Annotated in this window: 15 protein-coding genes and 1 pseudogene; 9 read left to right on the top strand and 7 right to left on the bottom strand. The window is 71.7% G+C overall.

All coding sequences use genetic code 11. The features are described 5' to 3' along the window. Nucleotides 1–80: 80 nt before the first annotated feature. Both AC07FY_RS23345 and AC07FY_RS23340 read left to right on the top strand, forming a co-directional pair. Complete coding sequence (locus AC07FY_RS23345) at nt 81–1,286, top strand: vWA domain-containing protein (RefSeq protein ID WP_479009172.1); 1,206 nt, start codon at nt 81–83, stop codon at nt 1,284–1,286. A gap of 212 nt (nt 1,287–1,498) precedes the next feature. After that, nucleotides 1,499–1,810, top strand: coding sequence for an NIPSNAP family protein (locus AC07FY_RS23340; protein WP_479009171.1), 312 nt, complete (start codon nt 1,499–1,501; stop codon nt 1,808–1,810). Here AC07FY_RS23340 and AC07FY_RS23335 read toward each other — a convergent pair. Then, complete coding sequence (locus tag AC07FY_RS23335) at nt 1,807–2,490, bottom strand: LysR substrate-binding domain-containing protein (protein ID WP_479009169.1); 684 nt, start codon at nt 2,488–2,490, stop codon at nt 1,807–1,809. The genes AC07FY_RS23340 and AC07FY_RS23335 overlap by 4 nt on opposite strands. On the opposite strand from AC07FY_RS23335, the gene AC07FY_RS23330 reads away from it, so the two are divergent. Together AC07FY_RS23330 and AC07FY_RS23325 are read left to right on the top strand one after the other, a co-directional pair. Then, the gene (locus AC07FY_RS23330; RefSeq protein WP_479009168.1) at nt 2,414–3,055 is read left to right on the top strand and encodes a helix-turn-helix domain-containing protein; all 642 of its coding nucleotides are present in this window, start codon (nt 2,414–2,416) and stop codon (nt 3,053–3,055) included. The genes AC07FY_RS23335 and AC07FY_RS23330 overlap by 77 nt on opposite strands. A 54-nt stretch (nt 3,056–3,109) precedes the next feature. Beyond that, entirely contained in the window at nt 3,110–3,343 is a 234-nt protein-coding gene (locus tag AC07FY_RS23325) for a hypothetical protein (protein WP_479009167.1), read from the top strand. 56 nt (nt 3,344–3,399) lie between these two features. Here the strand turns inward: AC07FY_RS23325 and AC07FY_RS23320 are convergent, their stop codons facing one another. Further along, nucleotides 3,400–4,047 carry a GNAT family N-acetyltransferase gene (locus tag AC07FY_RS23320; protein ID WP_479009165.1) on the bottom strand — a complete coding sequence of 216 codons (648 nt, stop codon included), beginning with the start codon at nt 4,045–4,047 and terminating at the stop codon, nt 3,400–3,402. Here AC07FY_RS23320 and AC07FY_RS23315 point away from each other — a divergent pair. From AC07FY_RS23315 to AC07FY_RS23305, 3 genes and pseudogenes are all read left to right on the top strand, one after another. Continuing rightward, nucleotides 4,046–4,561 (top strand): annotated as a pseudogene (locus AC07FY_RS23315) (hypothetical protein); the annotation flags it as partial. The gene AC07FY_RS23320 and the pseudogene AC07FY_RS23315 overlap by 2 nt on opposite strands. A gap of 215 nt (nt 4,562–4,776) precedes the next feature. Then, nucleotides 4,777–5,520, top strand: coding sequence for an alpha/beta fold hydrolase (locus AC07FY_RS23310; RefSeq protein WP_479009163.1), 744 nt, complete (start codon nt 4,777–4,779; stop codon nt 5,518–5,520). Between the two features lie 907 nt (nt 5,521–6,427). Further along, nucleotides 6,428–8,386 (top strand): DUF6777 domain-containing protein, encoded by a 1,959-nt coding sequence (locus AC07FY_RS23305; RefSeq protein ID WP_479009161.1) that lies wholly within the window; start codon nt 6,428–6,430, stop codon nt 8,384–8,386. Nucleotides 8,387–8,809: 423 nt separating this feature from the next. On the opposite strand, the gene AC07FY_RS23300 is transcribed toward AC07FY_RS23305, so the two are convergent. The 5 genes from AC07FY_RS23300 to AC07FY_RS23280 form a co-directional block, all read right to left on the bottom strand. Next, nucleotides 8,810–8,995, bottom strand: coding sequence for a hypothetical protein (locus AC07FY_RS23300; protein ID WP_479009159.1), 186 nt, complete (start codon nt 8,993–8,995; stop codon nt 8,810–8,812). A 419-nt stretch (nt 8,996–9,414) separates the two neighbouring features. Next, on the bottom strand, nt 9,415–9,672 hold the full coding sequence (locus tag AC07FY_RS23295; RefSeq protein WP_479009157.1) for a DUF3072 domain-containing protein: 258 nt from the start codon (nt 9,670–9,672) through the stop codon (nt 9,415–9,417). 165 nt (nt 9,673–9,837) lie between these two features. Further along, the gene (locus tag AC07FY_RS23290; protein ID WP_479009155.1) at nt 9,838–10,803 is read right to left on the bottom strand and encodes a YihY/virulence factor BrkB family protein; all 966 of its coding nucleotides are present in this window, start codon (nt 10,801–10,803) and stop codon (nt 9,838–9,840) included. Between the two features lie 206 nt (nt 10,804–11,009). Continuing rightward, complete coding sequence (locus AC07FY_RS23285; protein WP_479009154.1) at nt 11,010–12,251, bottom strand: MFS transporter; 1,242 nt, start codon at nt 12,249–12,251, stop codon at nt 11,010–11,012. Between the two features lie 109 nt (nt 12,252–12,360). Then, complete coding sequence (locus AC07FY_RS23280) at nt 12,361–12,885, bottom strand: VOC family protein (protein WP_479009152.1); 525 nt, start codon at nt 12,883–12,885, stop codon at nt 12,361–12,363. A gap of 278 nt (nt 12,886–13,163) precedes the next feature. Between AC07FY_RS23280 and AC07FY_RS23275 the strand changes: the two genes are divergently transcribed. Both AC07FY_RS23275 and AC07FY_RS23270 read left to right on the top strand, forming a co-directional pair. Then, entirely contained in the window at nt 13,164–13,295 is a 132-nt protein-coding gene (locus AC07FY_RS23275; protein WP_479009150.1) for a hypothetical protein, read from the top strand. A gap of 132 nt (nt 13,296–13,427) precedes the next feature. Beyond that, nucleotides 13,428–13,988, top strand: coding sequence for a hypothetical protein (locus tag AC07FY_RS23270; RefSeq protein WP_479009148.1), 561 nt, complete (start codon nt 13,428–13,430; stop codon nt 13,986–13,988). Nucleotides 13,989–13,992 lie beyond the last annotated feature (4 nt).

Raw genomic sequence — 13,992 nt, 5'->3', positions numbered from 1 at the left:
CGATGTCCCCGCCCCCGCCGCCGAGGCCGGTGCGAGCCGCAGTTCCCGGCTCACCAACCGGGCCCGTAGTGCCACTGGACATGGACAAGTTGCTGGCCGCGAGGCTGTACGCGGTCACCGTCCGACCGTATCTCGCCGGCGCGCTCTTCGCGCTCCACGTGGTGGAGGACCGGTCGGTGCCGACCATGGCGGTGGACGCGTACTGGCGCTGCTACGTCTCGCCGTCCTTCGTATCGCGGACTCCGCTGGAGGAGTTGGCGGGCGTCTGGGTGCACGAGGTCTCCCACCTGCTCCGGGACCACCACGAGCGCGGCGCACGGTACGCCCGGGAGCACGGGGAACAGGGACCGGGGCAGCGGCTGCGGCAGAACGTGGCGGCCGACTTCGAGATCAACGACGACATCTACGGCGACGGCCTGCCGAAGCCGGCGGGGGTGGTGCTCCCCGCGATGCTGGGCCTGCCCGACGGGCTGCTCATGGAGGAGTACCTGCGGCGGTTCTCGATGGCGGGCCGCACACCACGGCTGGCCTGGCTGGACTGCGGCAGCGGTGCCGACGGGCACGCGCGGCCCTGGGAGCTGGGCCCCGAAGGAGCGCATGCCCTGAGCAGGCAGCAGCGCGACGCGGTGCGGTTCCGGGTGGCGCAGGCGATCACCGGCCGGCCGGGGGACGCTCCGGAGGGGTGGCGCCGTTGGGCCGACAAGGCTTTCCACCCCCCGCAACCGTGGCGGCAGTTGCTCGGCGCGGCCCTGCGCGCGGCCGCGGGCGCGCCGGGGGCGGGTGAGGACCACAGCTACCGGCGTCCGTCCCGCCGCTCGGCCGGCGTCCCCGGCGTCCTGCTGCCGAGCCTGCGCCGGATGCCGCCCCGCGTCTGCGTCGTGATCGACACCTCCGGGTCGGTGAGCGACGCCGAGCTGGGCGGCGCGCTGCTGGAGGTTGCGGCGATCTCACGGGCGGTGGGCGGGCGGCGCGACCTGGTTTCGGTGATCTCCTGCGACGCGGCGGCGGGCGTCGCCGTACCGCTGTGCCGGGCCGAGAACCTGGAACTGATCGGCGGCGGCGGTACGGACCTGCGGTCCGGCTTCGCCCGTGCGCTCCGCACCCGCCCCCGCCCGGACGTGATCGTCGCCCTGACGGACGGCCAGACACCCTGGCCCTCCGCACAGCCGCCCTGCCGCACGGTGGTCGGGCTCTTCCCCCGCGCTGCGCGCACCGTGAGCGAGGAAGACCCGGACTACGTCCCTGACGGCCCGCCCGCATGGGCCCGCGTCGTCACCATCGGCTGAGCGGGCGGAAAGGGCGTCGGCTGGTCCTACCCGGTCGTCCCGCGCGGGCGCCGTGCGGTTCTCGCTGGACAGGTGCCGCCGCTGCTCTTCCCACCGCCCGGTTGACGGAGGCACCGCCCGCGTCCGGTACGTGCCACTGCGGCCGGCGATCCAGGACTCGTCACCGCACTCCGTGGCGCAGGGCGCGAAGCGTCGCACGGCATCATGCAGGCATGATCACCATTCATCTGAAGTACGAGATCGACGCCGACAAGCTCGAGGACTTCGAGGAGTACGGTCGCCGCTGGGTTCGGCTCGTCAACCGTTTCGGCGGGACGCACCACGGCTACTTCCTGCCGAGTGAGGGCGACAGCGACATCGCCTACGCCCTCTTCTCCTTCCCCAGCATGGCCGCGTACGAGCAGTACCGCACGGACAGCATGTCCGACCCGGAGTGCCGGGAAGCGTTCCAGCTGGCCCGTGACACCCGCTGCATCAGGCGGTACGAGCGCCGCTTCCTCCGGCCGCTCGACGGCCTGTCCTAAACCGCCGGGAGGTGCGTGGTCCGGCCCGCCCGCCGCGCCGCTGTGCGCAGTGCCGCGCCGACGGCCGCCGTGCGGATCCCGGGCACAGCCGGGTCGATGGCCGTCCGGGGAACGAGCGCGGTGGCGAGGCCGGCCCGCGCGGGGGCGAGCTGGGCGGCGATGTCGGCGGTGACGTAGCGCGGCGCGGGGGTGAGGCCGGCCTGGTGGAAGGCGTGCAGGACGGCCTGTCCGCAGTCCGTGGTCGGTGGCGGCACGACAAGGGTGTGCGAGGCCAATTCCCCCCACGTGACGGGCCGTACGTCGGCGTCGGCCTCACCCTCGCCGGCTTCGTCCGCCCCGTCGGCCGCGGTGACGACGAGCAGCGGGTCGTCGAGCAGCGGAGAGACCGCGACGCCCTTGGGCGCCGTATCGGACAGGTGGTGACAGCGCTGCCCCAGCACGATGTCGACGGAGCCGAGGGCGAGTTCTCGCAGTTGGGCCTGGTCGGTGAGGAGACAGGTCACGGCAACCTGCGGGTGGCGTGAGGCCAGCGCGGTCAGGGCAGGGGCCACGATCCGGGCGACGGTCGACGGCAGCGCGGCGAGCGTCGCGCTGGCCCCGACCGTGTCGTTGACCGCCGCGACGGCGCTCTCGGCCTCCTGCACGGCGGCGAGGATCCGGTCGGCGTGTTCGAGGAGCACGCGCCCCGCCTCGGTCAGCGCCACGGTTCGCCCGTCGGGGCGCAGCAGATCGACTCCCAGTCCCGCCGCAGCGCGGCGAGCTGCTGGGAGACGGCGCCGGCGGACAGCGCCAGTGCTGGGCGGCCACGGCGATGGAGCCGCGGGCGGCGACGGCGACTTCGGCGACGCGACGAATCCATGTCCGACGAGACGACCGCCGCCGTGGGGATGCGGGCCGGTTTCCCCCCGGGGGCGCCGCTTCTACTGCCGCGGTCGCTTCGGGGTGCTCGGCGAGGCGCCGGCGTCAGTGGTCCAAGCGGTACAGGGCTTCCTCGGTCCTGCCCTGGTCACCGCAGGCTGGCGGGCCGGACGGCCCGTGATGCCACCGGAGGATGCCGCCGCCTGCTACGCACGGGCCGTCCGGACCTGGGGGCGCGCCCACATCCCCACCGACGTCGACGTGGAGCACTTCAACCGCCTGGCGCAGCAGCTGACCGACGCCGCCGACGCCGACGCGCTGCCCCTGTTCGCCGGCTGGCGAGCGCAACCCCGCTCCGACGACGATCCGGTCGGTGCGGCGATGTAGCGCATCCACGTCCTGCCGGAACACCGTGGCGCCTGCCATCTGGCGGCGGTGCGCATGTGCGGGCTGAGCGCCCGAGAGGCGATGGTCGTCAACCTCGGCGCCGAGCAGGCAACCCATTACGGCTGGCAAGGACCCCATCCCGTCGCCGCGCCCCTGGTCCCCCGGTGGCAGCGGGCCGAGCGACTCACCGACGAGTTGCAGGCACCGCTCCACGCCGCCCTGACCGACCGGCAACGCACTGCATTCGCCCACCTGGCGGGCGCCTTGACCGGCTCCCTGACCCCGTGACCGACCGGGCGCCGAGCTTGTAGCCAGCAGGCTCAGCGGCCCGAGCCGATCCCCGGTCACGCCAGGCCGAACCACGGCAGGCACTCCGGCAACCCCTCCATCGTCACCGGGACCGGTTCGCGCGGGTGCCACCGTTCAGCTGTGAGGCGGAGCCTGCGCAACACGGCGGGTCTGCCGCGTACGGCATGACGCTCGATGCCGTCCTCGCGGTAGCCGAGCTTGTGTGAGACCGCCAGCGAGGCTGCGTTGTCGTCATACGCCCCGGAGACGGCATGGTGTGCACCGAGTCCCGTGAAGGCCAGGTGGAGAACGGCCGCGCGCATCTCGGTGCCCAGGCCGTGGCGGTGATGGGCCCTGCCCAGCCAGGAGCCCGTGCTCACCTCACGACGAACCGAGAAGTCCCGGGCACTGAGCCCTTGCGTACCCACGACAACGCCGTCGCGCACGACGGCCAGGTTCAGCTTCCAGTTCTCCGGCTGCCACTCACCCCAGCAGCGCCAGTGGTACTGCAGGACGCTGCGGGCACGTTGCTCGGGCGCGACATCGGTCCACGCCACGGTGAAGGGCTGCACCGCCGGGTCGTGCACACCGTCCGCAGCCAGCGCAGCCAGCGCGCCGAGATCATCCAGGGTCGGTAACCTCAGCTCCAACCGCGGTGTGGTCAATCGCAGGCCCGAAAGCGGCCAGTGAGTCAGCAGGGTCATGACCAGGGATACTGCTCGCTCCCCAGGCATCGCTGCCAATGGATTTCAGGGGTGTGCCGGACCAGCGCTTCCGAAGGCGTTGAACGGGAAGCTCGCCCTACCGGACGGGTTCGGCTGCCCGGAGAATGTCCTGCGGGAGGCAGGTGGCCCCGGCCCGGCCGGCACGCAGGGCGGCGTCGGCGACCGTGCACACGTGCCGCGCCCCCGTGCGTACGCTGCGGACCTCCGGCCGTCTCCCAGGAAGAGCTGCGGATGCCTCTCGGTCCTGCGGCGCTTCCTCGTGTTTCCCTTCCTCATCGGGCCACGAGAAGGTGAGCGCACCGTCGAGATCGCCGCCGGACATGCGCCGGTGGCCGCCGACATCTCCTGCGGCGCGTACGAGGCGGGACGCTGGGCGGAGTTCGGCGCGATGCCACGCGCCGCCTCCTTCCCGGAACCCGGAACGGTACGGGAGTTGGCCGAGCTCTACCTGTCGTGGGGCCTCGCCGGCCGCGAGGGGACACCGGAGCGCACCCGGTGCTCGATGCCCACCGCCCTGCCGCTGCCCGGCGACCTGCTGCCCCTGGGCGACGACCTGCGCGGCACGGGGAACACGACCCCCGCGGCGCGAACGCCGGCTTGCTCGAGCGGCAGCCTGCTCGAACATCGCCCTGCTCGACCTCACCGCCCGCCACGGCCCGTGGGGCAACGGTCCGGTGGCGGGGGACCGGTGCCGCTATGCTCGCTGCCGTGGGCGAAATCGTCGTGGTGCGCGATGGCTCCGGGCCGGAGGTCCTGCTGGTGCACGGCGGCGCCGGCCCACGGACGACGTGGGGCGCTCTCGCTCCGCTGGCCGACCGGTGGACGCTCGCGTACGTCCATCGCCGCGGATACCCGCCGAGTCCACCGCCCCAGGAGCGTCAGGACTTCGAGGTCGACGCCCACGACCTGGCGCCGCTGCTCGTCGGCCGCCCCCACGTCGTGGCCCATTCCTACGGCGTCCTCGGGACGTTGATCGCGGCCGCTGCCGCTCCGGGCGCCATGCGCTCGCTCACCGTGATCGAGCCGCCGCTCAACTACCTGGTCCCTGACGATCCCGACGTGGCGCGGCTCGAGCGCATCGGCGATGCGGTCCTCACCCACGGGATGGACATGGACCCGACCGAGCTGCGGGAGTTCCTCCGTCTCGCGGGCGCGCCCATCGGCGTCGGCGACGGACCGCTCCCCGAGGGCGTGATCGCGGGCGTCCGGCGGGCGCACGGCAGTCGGCCGACCAGCGAGGCACGCCCACGGCTCGACGCGATCCGGCGCACCGGCGTCCCGGCGCTCGTCGCGTCGGGGGACCACTCGGTCGCGCTCGAGCGGATCTGTGACGCCCTCGCGGACGCGCTCGGGGGTGAGCGCGGTGTGCATCCGGGGGCCGGCCACTTCGTCGCCGCGGCGCCGGGCTTCGCCGAACGGCTTGATGCCTTCCTGCGCGGGAGCACCGGGTAGTCCTTCCTTCCGGTCTGCGGGAGGTAGGGGACCGGGGCGAGCGCCGAGGGAGTCGCTTCCTGGGAAGAGCCCGAGGACGTCGCTCGCGCGCTCGTCCACGTCGGCGGCGATGGCGGCGACCGGGTGGGCGGCGAGCCTCTCACCCTCCCGCAGGCCGCCCCTCTTGCTTTCGGACCCGTTGCGGCACCACGCCGGGCAACCGAAAGGACCGAGACGGTGTCCGTCGAGGGTCGAAGGCGGGGGCCCGCTGCATGAGGAGATCCTGCACCGGCTCGACGGCGCGGGTCTCCTTGATCTCTCCCGTGCGGTGCTCGGCTCCGCTCATGGCCGAGCTGAAAATGGGGCGAACTCACAGATCCGAGCCCCGTGGACCACGGCAAGCCGGGTTTCCGGCACGTCCTGCGAGCTTGTCAAGCCCCGAAAGCTCGCGGCATGACGCGACCCGAGGGGCGGGGGCCTAATCAAGGCGTGGGCTCGTGCAACAGCCGGTCCACCCGTGTCGGGCTCGTGAAGAGACGGGCCCGTCCGGCCGTCGCCCCATGCTTTTCGCGAGACCGGAAATTCCATGATCCACGCCTCGAGGGCGTGAAGGCCATAATGGCGATAAGGAGCGAGCAATGCGGATTGCCATCACTTTCCCGATGTCCTATGTCGGGGGGAGAGTGTCGTGAGTTCCCTACCTCCGTCGTCCGAGCGGCCCACCGGCCCCCCGTCCGGTCCGCTGTCCGGTCGGCCGATGCATCAGCCACCGCCACCGCCCGGGCCGCCACCGCCCGGGCCGCCGCCCCCGCCGGGGCCCCCTGGCCCGCCGGCCGGTGAGCCGGATGGGCCGGGCCCGCGCCGCGCTGGACCGGCTCACGGGTGGCGGTCGCGCAAAGCCGTCCTGAGTGCCGGCACCGCGGTGGTAATGGCGACGGCGGTGGTCCTGGCCTTCACGCTCATGGGCGGGAACCAGGCAGCCGGCGGAGAGGTCTTCCTCCAGCCCGCCTCGGCGGCCGGCCCCGATCCGTTCACCCCCTCGACGGCCACGGAGTCCCAGGACGCCGCGGTCACACCCGCGGCCGCTGGAAAGTCGACGAACGGCACCAGGAGCGGCGGCACGCGCGCCCTGGAGGTCAACGGCGGGTATCCGGGTCTGTACGGGGGCACGCGCAACGTCGCGAGCTGCGACGTCGAGAAGCAGATCACGTTCCTCACCCAGCACCCGGCCAAGGGGAAGGCCTTCGCCGCCCCCTTGAACATCCGGCAGCCCGAGATCCCCTCCTATCTGCGCTCCTTGACTCCGGTTCGGCTGAGCTGGGACACCCGGGTCACCAACCACGGGTACAAGAACGAGGCGGCCACCAGCTACCAGGCGGTGCTGCAGGCCGGCACGCCCGTCCTGGTGGACGACCGAGGCGTACCCCGCGTCCGCTGCGCTTGCGGCAACCCCCTGGCCCCGCCCGTGGCGGTCAAGGGCAAGCAGACGTACAACGGCAAGGAGTGGTCCTCGTACCGGTCCTCCGGCCTCGTTGCGGTCAGACCCGCCGAGAAGCCGGTCAAGACCGTCACGCTGTTCGACCACGACCGCAAGGGGTGGTACGAGCGCCCGAGCGGCGATGTGCAGGGAAGGCATGACCACGAGGTCCCTCTCCCCAAGGGCCAGACACCCGACTCGCCGTACCCGGTGCTGCCCCCACCCCATCCCGGATCAGCCGACAAGCCCCTCGACAGGGACGAGGTCAAGGAGCACGACAAGGACAAGGACCCGGGGAAGGACCCCGGGAAGGAGCCGGGCAGGGACACCGGGAACGAGCCGGGCAAGGACCCGGGCGAGGACCCGGGGAAGGACCCCGGCAAGGAGCCGGGCAAGGACCCCGGCAAGGACCCGGGCGAGGACCCGGGGAAGGACCCCGGCAAGGAGCCGGGCAAGGACCCCGGCAAGGACCCGGGCGAGGAGCCGGGCAAGGACCCCGGCAAGGACGCGGGCGAGGAGCCGGGCAAGGACCCCGGCAAGGACGCGGGCGAGGACCCGGGCAAGGACCCCGGCAAGGACCCGGGCAAGGACCCCGGGAACGACCCTGGCAAGGACCCGGGCAAGGACCCGGGCAAGGAGCCGGGGAAGGACACCGGGAACGATCCCGGCAAGGACCCCGGCAAGGACCCGGGCGAGGACCCGGGCAAGGACCCCGGCAAGGAGCCGGGCAAGGAGCCGGGGAAGGACACCGGGAACGATCCCGGCAAGGACCCCGGCAAGGACCCGGGGAAGGACCCCGGCAAGGAGCCGGGCAAGGAGCCGGGGAAGGACACCGGGAACGATCCCGGCAAGGAGCCGGGCGAGGACCCGGGCAAGGAGCCGGGCAAGGACCCTGGCAAGGACCCTGGCAAGGACACCGGGAACGAGCCGGCCAAGGAGCCGCCGGGTAAGGACACCGGCAACGACCCAGGAAAGGACCCGGGCAAGGACACCGGCAACGATCCCGGCAAGGACACCGGGAACGTCCCTGGCAAGGAGCCGGGCAAGGACACGGGAAACGATCCCGGAAAGGACTCCGGAAACGAGCCGGGCAAGGACACCGGGAACGACCCAGGAAAGGACCCGGGCAAGGAGCCAGGCAAGGACCCCGGTAGCGACCCGGGGAAGGATTCCGGGAACGAACCCGGCAAGGACCCCCGTAACGACCCCGGCAAGGCACCAGGCCAGGACTCGGGGAACCAGCCCGGCAAGGATTCCGGGAACGAGCGGGGCCAAAATCCCGGGAACGACTCGGGGCAGAACCCCGGGAACGAGCCCGGCAAGGACTCCGGCAACAACTCGGAGAACAACCCCGGCCAGGACTCCGGGAACGACTCCGGAAACGACTCCGGAAATGGTTCGGGCAATTGAGAGGCACTTCCGATGATCATGCGCTGCGGGCGCGGCGCGTGGGGCCTCGTCAAGGGGCGACGCACCACGTGATCACTGATCTCCGGGGGTGGGCAGTTCGGAAAGACGCTCGGCTGGGGTTTCCCAGCCGAGCGTCTGCGTTGTCGGCTCTTGAGGGCCTGGGCGACCATGTCCAGGTCCTGACGTCTGCGGCTCTGCGACGACATGGTGCGCCGGTCGAAGCCTGCCGAGACAGCCGGACGCCTCAGCGGCGAGCTCCGCCCTCAGTCCCGCGGCCCGAGGCAAGCCGGGTTCGGCTCTGAAGTCCGTGGTGCTCGGTCACCGAACGAGATACGCCACGCCCCCCATCAGAACGGTCCAACCCGCCGCCGAGCCCGCGCACGCGCCGCGCCGGGAGGTGTCCGGGCGGGGCGGAGCACGTCCTCAGGGCCGGCCGACCGCCGCGGCCACCGGCACGTCGACGACCGCAACCGTGCCGTGCGGCGCGACGTTCTCCGGGGAGAAGCGGCCACTCATCCCCTCCACGCGCCCCCGGTGCGACGACACCCCGACGTGGCCCTCCGCGGCCTTGGCGGCATGGCAGCCCCGGCGCGATGCCCGAGCCGTCATCGACGACCTCCAGCCGCACCACGACCCGGTGCGCCCGGGTGCTTGACGATGCTTGAGAGGAGCCCCGGCAGCGCGGAAGATCAGCTCGTAGACCGGTGTGTGCCCGATGGTCTGGCAGGTGAACTCCAGCTCGAACCCGCCGCGGGCGCTCCTGCTCGAACATCGACCGCGGCGCGCGTTCCAGCCCGGCCGGCTCCACCTGGTCCGGGTGCGGCTCGGTGACCGAGTACCGCAGCTGCCAGGCCGCGTCGGTCAGGACGGACTCGAAAGGACGGCGCGGCCTCATACCCGACGTCGTTCAGCGGCACTGACCCTGCACGCCGCCCGCCCGCCCTTGGCGGGCGGGTCGGGCCGCACCCGAGGCCTGCTTCGGGTGCGGCCCGGGGTACGGCACCTTCTCCATAGATCCGGGAGCCCGCCTACCGACCGGCGCCACCGGCGCCACCGGCGGCTCCGGCGTCTGGCGTGTCCGAAGCGGTGTTACCCGCAGTACGGGGCGAAGCGGACTGGAGGCGGTCGATCATTTTCGACGCCTCTGCCTTCGTGAGGTCAGGAGGCAGCTCCTCGCCTGCCTCCCGGGCCAACGTCTGCAGATAGCTCAGCTGCGGGCCGGTGGCCGGCTCGTCGCCGGTCACCCAGTTCTCGACATCTTTGCTCGGATCTTGCGCATCGCTCATGACGCAGGGCTACCCCGATATCGGCGTGAATCACTCAGCCAGTCAGGGCACAGGCACGATGGCGACCGCCCGGCCCCGAGCCGACCATGCACGACGCCCTGCGCCGCAGCCAACTCGCTCCTGAGCCAGTCGGCCGGTCGGCCGGTCAGCCAGTCGGCCGGTCGGTCAGGGCCCGGAGCCGGGATCCGGATGCACGGGACTGGTGATGCCGGCCCGGGCGGCCTCCAGCTGGGCCGCGAAGGCCACGCCCAGGAAGAGCGCGACGCCGGCCAGGTTCGCCCAGATGAACAGGGCCATCAGGGCTGTCAGAGGCCCGTACAACGAACCGAAGGACCCGCTGTGGCCCACGTACAGGGCCAGCAGCCAGGTAGCCGTGATCCACAGGACGAGCTGTACGACGGATCCGAACGCCAGCCACGTGTAACCGGGCTGGTCACGCCGGGGCGCCCAGCGCAGGATGGCCGCCGATGCCATGCAGGCGAGTGCCACGCCCACCGGGACCTTGCCCCAATCCCACCAGCTCAGCCATGCCCCGGGTCGGCCGAACACCTCCGTCACCGCCGTGCCCACCGCCCCGCCGGCCACCGTCACGAGGAAGCCGAGCACGAGCGGCCCGCCCGCACCGACCGCCAGCAGCAGGCTGCGGCCGTACTTCCTCAGGAACGGCCGGTCGCGTTCGATCCCGTAGATGCGGTTGCAGCCCCGCTCGATCTGGCCCATGGCCGAGGCGAGGTTCAGCACGGCGAAACCGAGGCCCAACCACATGGCCACGGTGCCCGCCGTGTCGGCACCGGCATGCGTGCGGGTGGTCAGCAAACCCTCGCGTACAAGCTCGGCGCTGGCCGCCGGAACGATCTCTGCCAAGGTCAGTTCGATCAACCGTCCGACGCTTTCGGTGTGGACTGCCGCCGAGACCCCGACCAGGGCGATGGCGAGCGGCACCATCCCGATGACCAACTGGAAGGCCAGGGCCCGCGCGAAGCTGAAACCGTCGGCGTACCGGAAACGCAGGAACGCGTCTGACGCCAGCCGGCGGCCCCCGTAGCGGCGCAGCGCGGTCCACGCCTCGTCTCCGGACAACTCGTCACCGATCATGTCCCTCGTCTGCGGTACGTGCACCACTGTTCCCATGCAGGAGATGTGCTCCGCCGGCCCGTTTCCATGCGGCCGGGCGCCCTCGTGTGCAGACTCCGCCGGAAGGGGCACGGGCCAGGGGGCGCCAGGACCATCAGATCGAGAACGCACGTGAACCGTGGCTCGACGCAGCATGAGCCACCGGACCCGGAGCACCCCTGACCGGGCGCCGGGCACGGCGGCACTCGCCGAAGCCGCGTCCGTCAGCGTCCGTCAGCGTTCGTCTGTGGTGCGGGTGTGGTGCGGGTGTGGCGGAGGGCGTGGGCAGGCCGTCCACGTGCGAGGAGGCAGGCCGGCAGTGCCACAGCCGCGCAGATGTAGACGAGTGTCTGGTAGCCGAAGGCGTGCACGATCTGCCCTCCCGCTGCTCCTGCGACGGACAGGCCGATGAACAGTGCGCTGTTGTTCCACGACAGCACTGCGGTCGCGCGTGCGGGGAACAGGTCGACGAGGTGGCGCTGCTGAGCGGGGAAGAAGGCGTACGCCGCCAGCGCGAAGAGTCCCAGTGCGCAGGCCAGTGCCCAGGTGGTCGGGTAGAGCAGGGCGACGGCGGCTTCCAGTACGGCCGTGAGCACCAGTGCCGTCGCCGTGACCCGCACGGCACCGGCCCGGTCGGCGATGCGGCCTCCGAACTGGCCTCCCACGACGGCGCCGACTCCGTAGACGACGAGCAGCCAGGTCACGGCGCCGGCCCTGCCGTCGCCGTGGAGCGCAACGGCGAGGAAGGTGTACATCCCGTAGACGGCGAACGCCCACAGGGCGGTGACCGTCACGGCTGCTGCCGCGGCGCCCGTACGGGCCGGGCGCGCCGGCTGCGGGCGAGTGGGGGGTTGGCCGGCGGCTTCGATGACGGGCCGGGAGCGCCAGACGAAGGCGTGGGGGACGGCCAGGACGAGGGTGCCGGCTGCCAGCATGACGAAGGCGGCCTGCCACCCTACGTGCCGCCCCAGCAGGGCCCCTGCGGGGGCGCCCACCCACAGCGCGGTCAGCAGACCGGATCCGACGACGGCGAGGACCTGGGCTCGCGCCTGCGGCCGGGCACGAGTGCTGACCAGCGCATAGACGGTCGGGCCTGTTGCGGCTGCCGCGATTCCGGCCACGACGCGGGATACGAGAAGCAGACCGAAATCCGGAGCGAGGGCGGTACCTGCGTTGGCCAACGAGAACAGGACCAAGGCCCACACCAGGACTTTGGCCCGGTCCCACCGGTCCGAGATCCATCCGGCGAGAGGTGAGGCCACGACGTAGGCGATCGAGAAGGCTGTCACCAGAAGACCGGTGCTCGCTGCGCTGACATCGAAGGATGTGGCGATGACGGGAAGCAGCGGTGCCACGACGAAGAGGTCGGTTCCCACGAAGAACTGGGTCAGCCACGCCAGGGCGACCGGTCCGGCGGACAGGCCGCGCCGTGGTTCGACGGCCGCCTCGTCGCCTGCCCGTTCCATGATCCGAAGGTATGCCCGCACGGGGGACGTCGCCACTGGGACCAGGTGGCCGCCCTGGGCGCCGGCAGCCCTGGCCGAGGCCACCAGCCAGGACGCAGCCGTGCGGCTGTCAGTGAGTTGGGCGCTGCGGGGCGCTGGCCACTCCTGCCGTGCGACCGCTGAGCGCGGCGTCCAGGGTCTCCTGGGCCGTGCGCATCGCCTCGGCGTACTTCGGCTCGGACATGCGCTTCCAGGCGAGGTCCGGTGCGACGTCCTCGACCCGGCTCATGACCCACCAGATGTTGCCGAAGGGGTCCTTCACCCTGCCGCCGCGATCCCCCCACGCACTGTCGGCAACCTCAGTGATCACCTGTGCCCCGTGGGCGACAGCAGCCCCCATCGCGGCGTCCGCGTCCGGGACGTAGACCCGCAACAGCGAGGGCATCACCGGCCAGTCGGGCCGACGGTCGAAGGCCAACACGACCGTGTCGCCGACTCGGATCTCGCCGTGGCCGATGGTGCCGTCCTCGACCGCCACCCGTGCGATCTCCTCACCGCCGAACGCGACGGTGAGGAAGTCCATCAGCGCACCTGTGTCGTCGGTGACCACCCACGGCGCAACGCTGGTACAGCCCTCGGGCGCAGTGTGATGCATGGCCTCGATCCCTCCTGTGGTCCTGCGTGATGTGAGGACAGTAGAGGGCATCTAGGACAGATTCCGCCCTAGAGGACGGTGAGTTCCCGCTCGGGCCGCTGACCGCCTGCTCGGACCGGCCGCGCCTCCTTCGCGACCTGCGGGTGACCTGGCATGGCGTGCCATGAGCGAAGCCGAGCACGTCCTCGACTGGCTGCAGGGTTGGTACGCCGCACAGTGCGACGAGGACTGGGACCTTCCCCCGCCAGGACCTCGAGCGCAGCAAGAACGACTGGGTCATGGCACGCACTTCTGGCAACGCCTTCCATGCCTCGTGCGGACCGGGCAACCTCTCCGAGGCGCTCGCTCTCTTCCGCTCGTGGGCGATGGAGAACGCCCACGAGCGCGACGCCGGCGAACCTCGGCGCTGACACTGCGGCGGGCGATCACCCGATGACGTGCCCGCAAACACAGGCCGTGGAATTCGTGTAATCCGGTGGGGCAAGGGAACGATCAGAGTTTCCGAACGGGCCACTGCGCTCTCCTACGCTCAAGGACCGCCGATGCTTCCCGAGTTCCGCTCCCACGAGTCCGCCCCTCTGTCCCATCAGCTGGAACAGCGACTGGGGCTGGACCCGCGCCGCGACGCCGGCCGAATCGACGTGGAGCGGGTCGCGGACATCGCCGTCATCGCATCGGCCCACTCCGACGGGTACGCGGCCACCGCGCATCTCCTCGGACTGCTCGCCGCTCTCCCCGCCCCCACCGAGGCCGGGGAGAACTTCTGGTCGGACCTCTGGAGGTCCTCGGGCTCCCTCTACTTGCTTCCTGCCAACATCAAGTCGTGCGTGCTGAGTGCACTGTCCGGAGAAGGCGCCGACCTGGCCGGGCAGATCCTCTCGGCTGTCGACGAGATGACCCCGCCCCAGCGTCTCGCAGCCGGCGAGGTCCTCGGTCAGGCACTCGCCGAATCCGACCACCTTCCGGACTTGAAAACGCAGGTCATCGGCGAGCTGTGGCTCCGTGACCTCGAACTCACTGCTTGGCGTGTCCTGCACGCGGACCGCAAATCAGCTGACCCGGCGGAACGGAAGGCATTCTTCGACGCGTGGGCGGGTGCCTGACCGG

This window comes from Streptomyces sp. NPDC045967 (assembly GCF_056430495.1).
This window is presented reverse-complemented; position numbering and strand designations above follow the sequence as displayed.

Coding starts and splice junctions, on each gene's coding strand:
- AC07FY_RS23270 (WP_479009148.1), top strand. CDS start 13,428: ATGCTTCCCGAGTTCCGCTCCCACGAGTCCGCCCCTCTGTCCCATCAG.
- AC07FY_RS23340 (WP_479009171.1), top strand. CDS start 1,499: ATGATCACCATTCATCTGAAGTACGAGATCGACGCCGACAAGCTCGAG.
- AC07FY_RS23275 (WP_479009150.1), top strand. CDS start 13,164: ATGGCACGCACTTCTGGCAACGCCTTCCATGCCTCGTGCGGACCGGGC.
- AC07FY_RS23345 (WP_479009172.1), top strand. CDS start 81: ATGGACAAGTTGCTGGCCGCGAGGCTGTACGCGGTCACCGTCCGACCG.
- AC07FY_RS23280 (WP_479009152.1), bottom strand. CDS start 12,885: ATGCATCACACTGCGCCCGAGGGCTGTACCAGCGTTGCGCCGTGGGTG.
- AC07FY_RS23290 (WP_479009155.1), bottom strand. CDS start 10,803: ATGGGAACAGTGGTGCACGTACCGCAGACGAGGGACATGATCGGTGAC.
- AC07FY_RS23300 (WP_479009159.1), bottom strand. CDS start 8,995: ATGACGGCTCGGGCATCGCGCCGGGGCTGCCATGCCGCCAAGGCCGCG.
- AC07FY_RS23325 (WP_479009167.1), top strand. CDS start 3,110: ATGTGCGGGCTGAGCGCCCGAGAGGCGATGGTCGTCAACCTCGGCGCC.
- AC07FY_RS23295 (WP_479009157.1), bottom strand. CDS start 9,672: ATGAGCGATGCGCAAGATCCGAGCAAAGATGTCGAGAACTGGGTGACC.
- AC07FY_RS23305 (WP_479009161.1), top strand. CDS start 6,428: ATGGCGACGGCGGTGGTCCTGGCCTTCACGCTCATGGGCGGGAACCAG.
- AC07FY_RS23285 (WP_479009154.1), bottom strand. CDS start 12,251: ATGGAACGGGCAGGCGACGAGGCGGCCGTCGAACCACGGCGCGGCCTG.
- AC07FY_RS23320 (WP_479009165.1), bottom strand. CDS start 4,047: ATGACCCTGCTGACTCACTGGCCGCTTTCGGGCCTGCGATTGACCACA.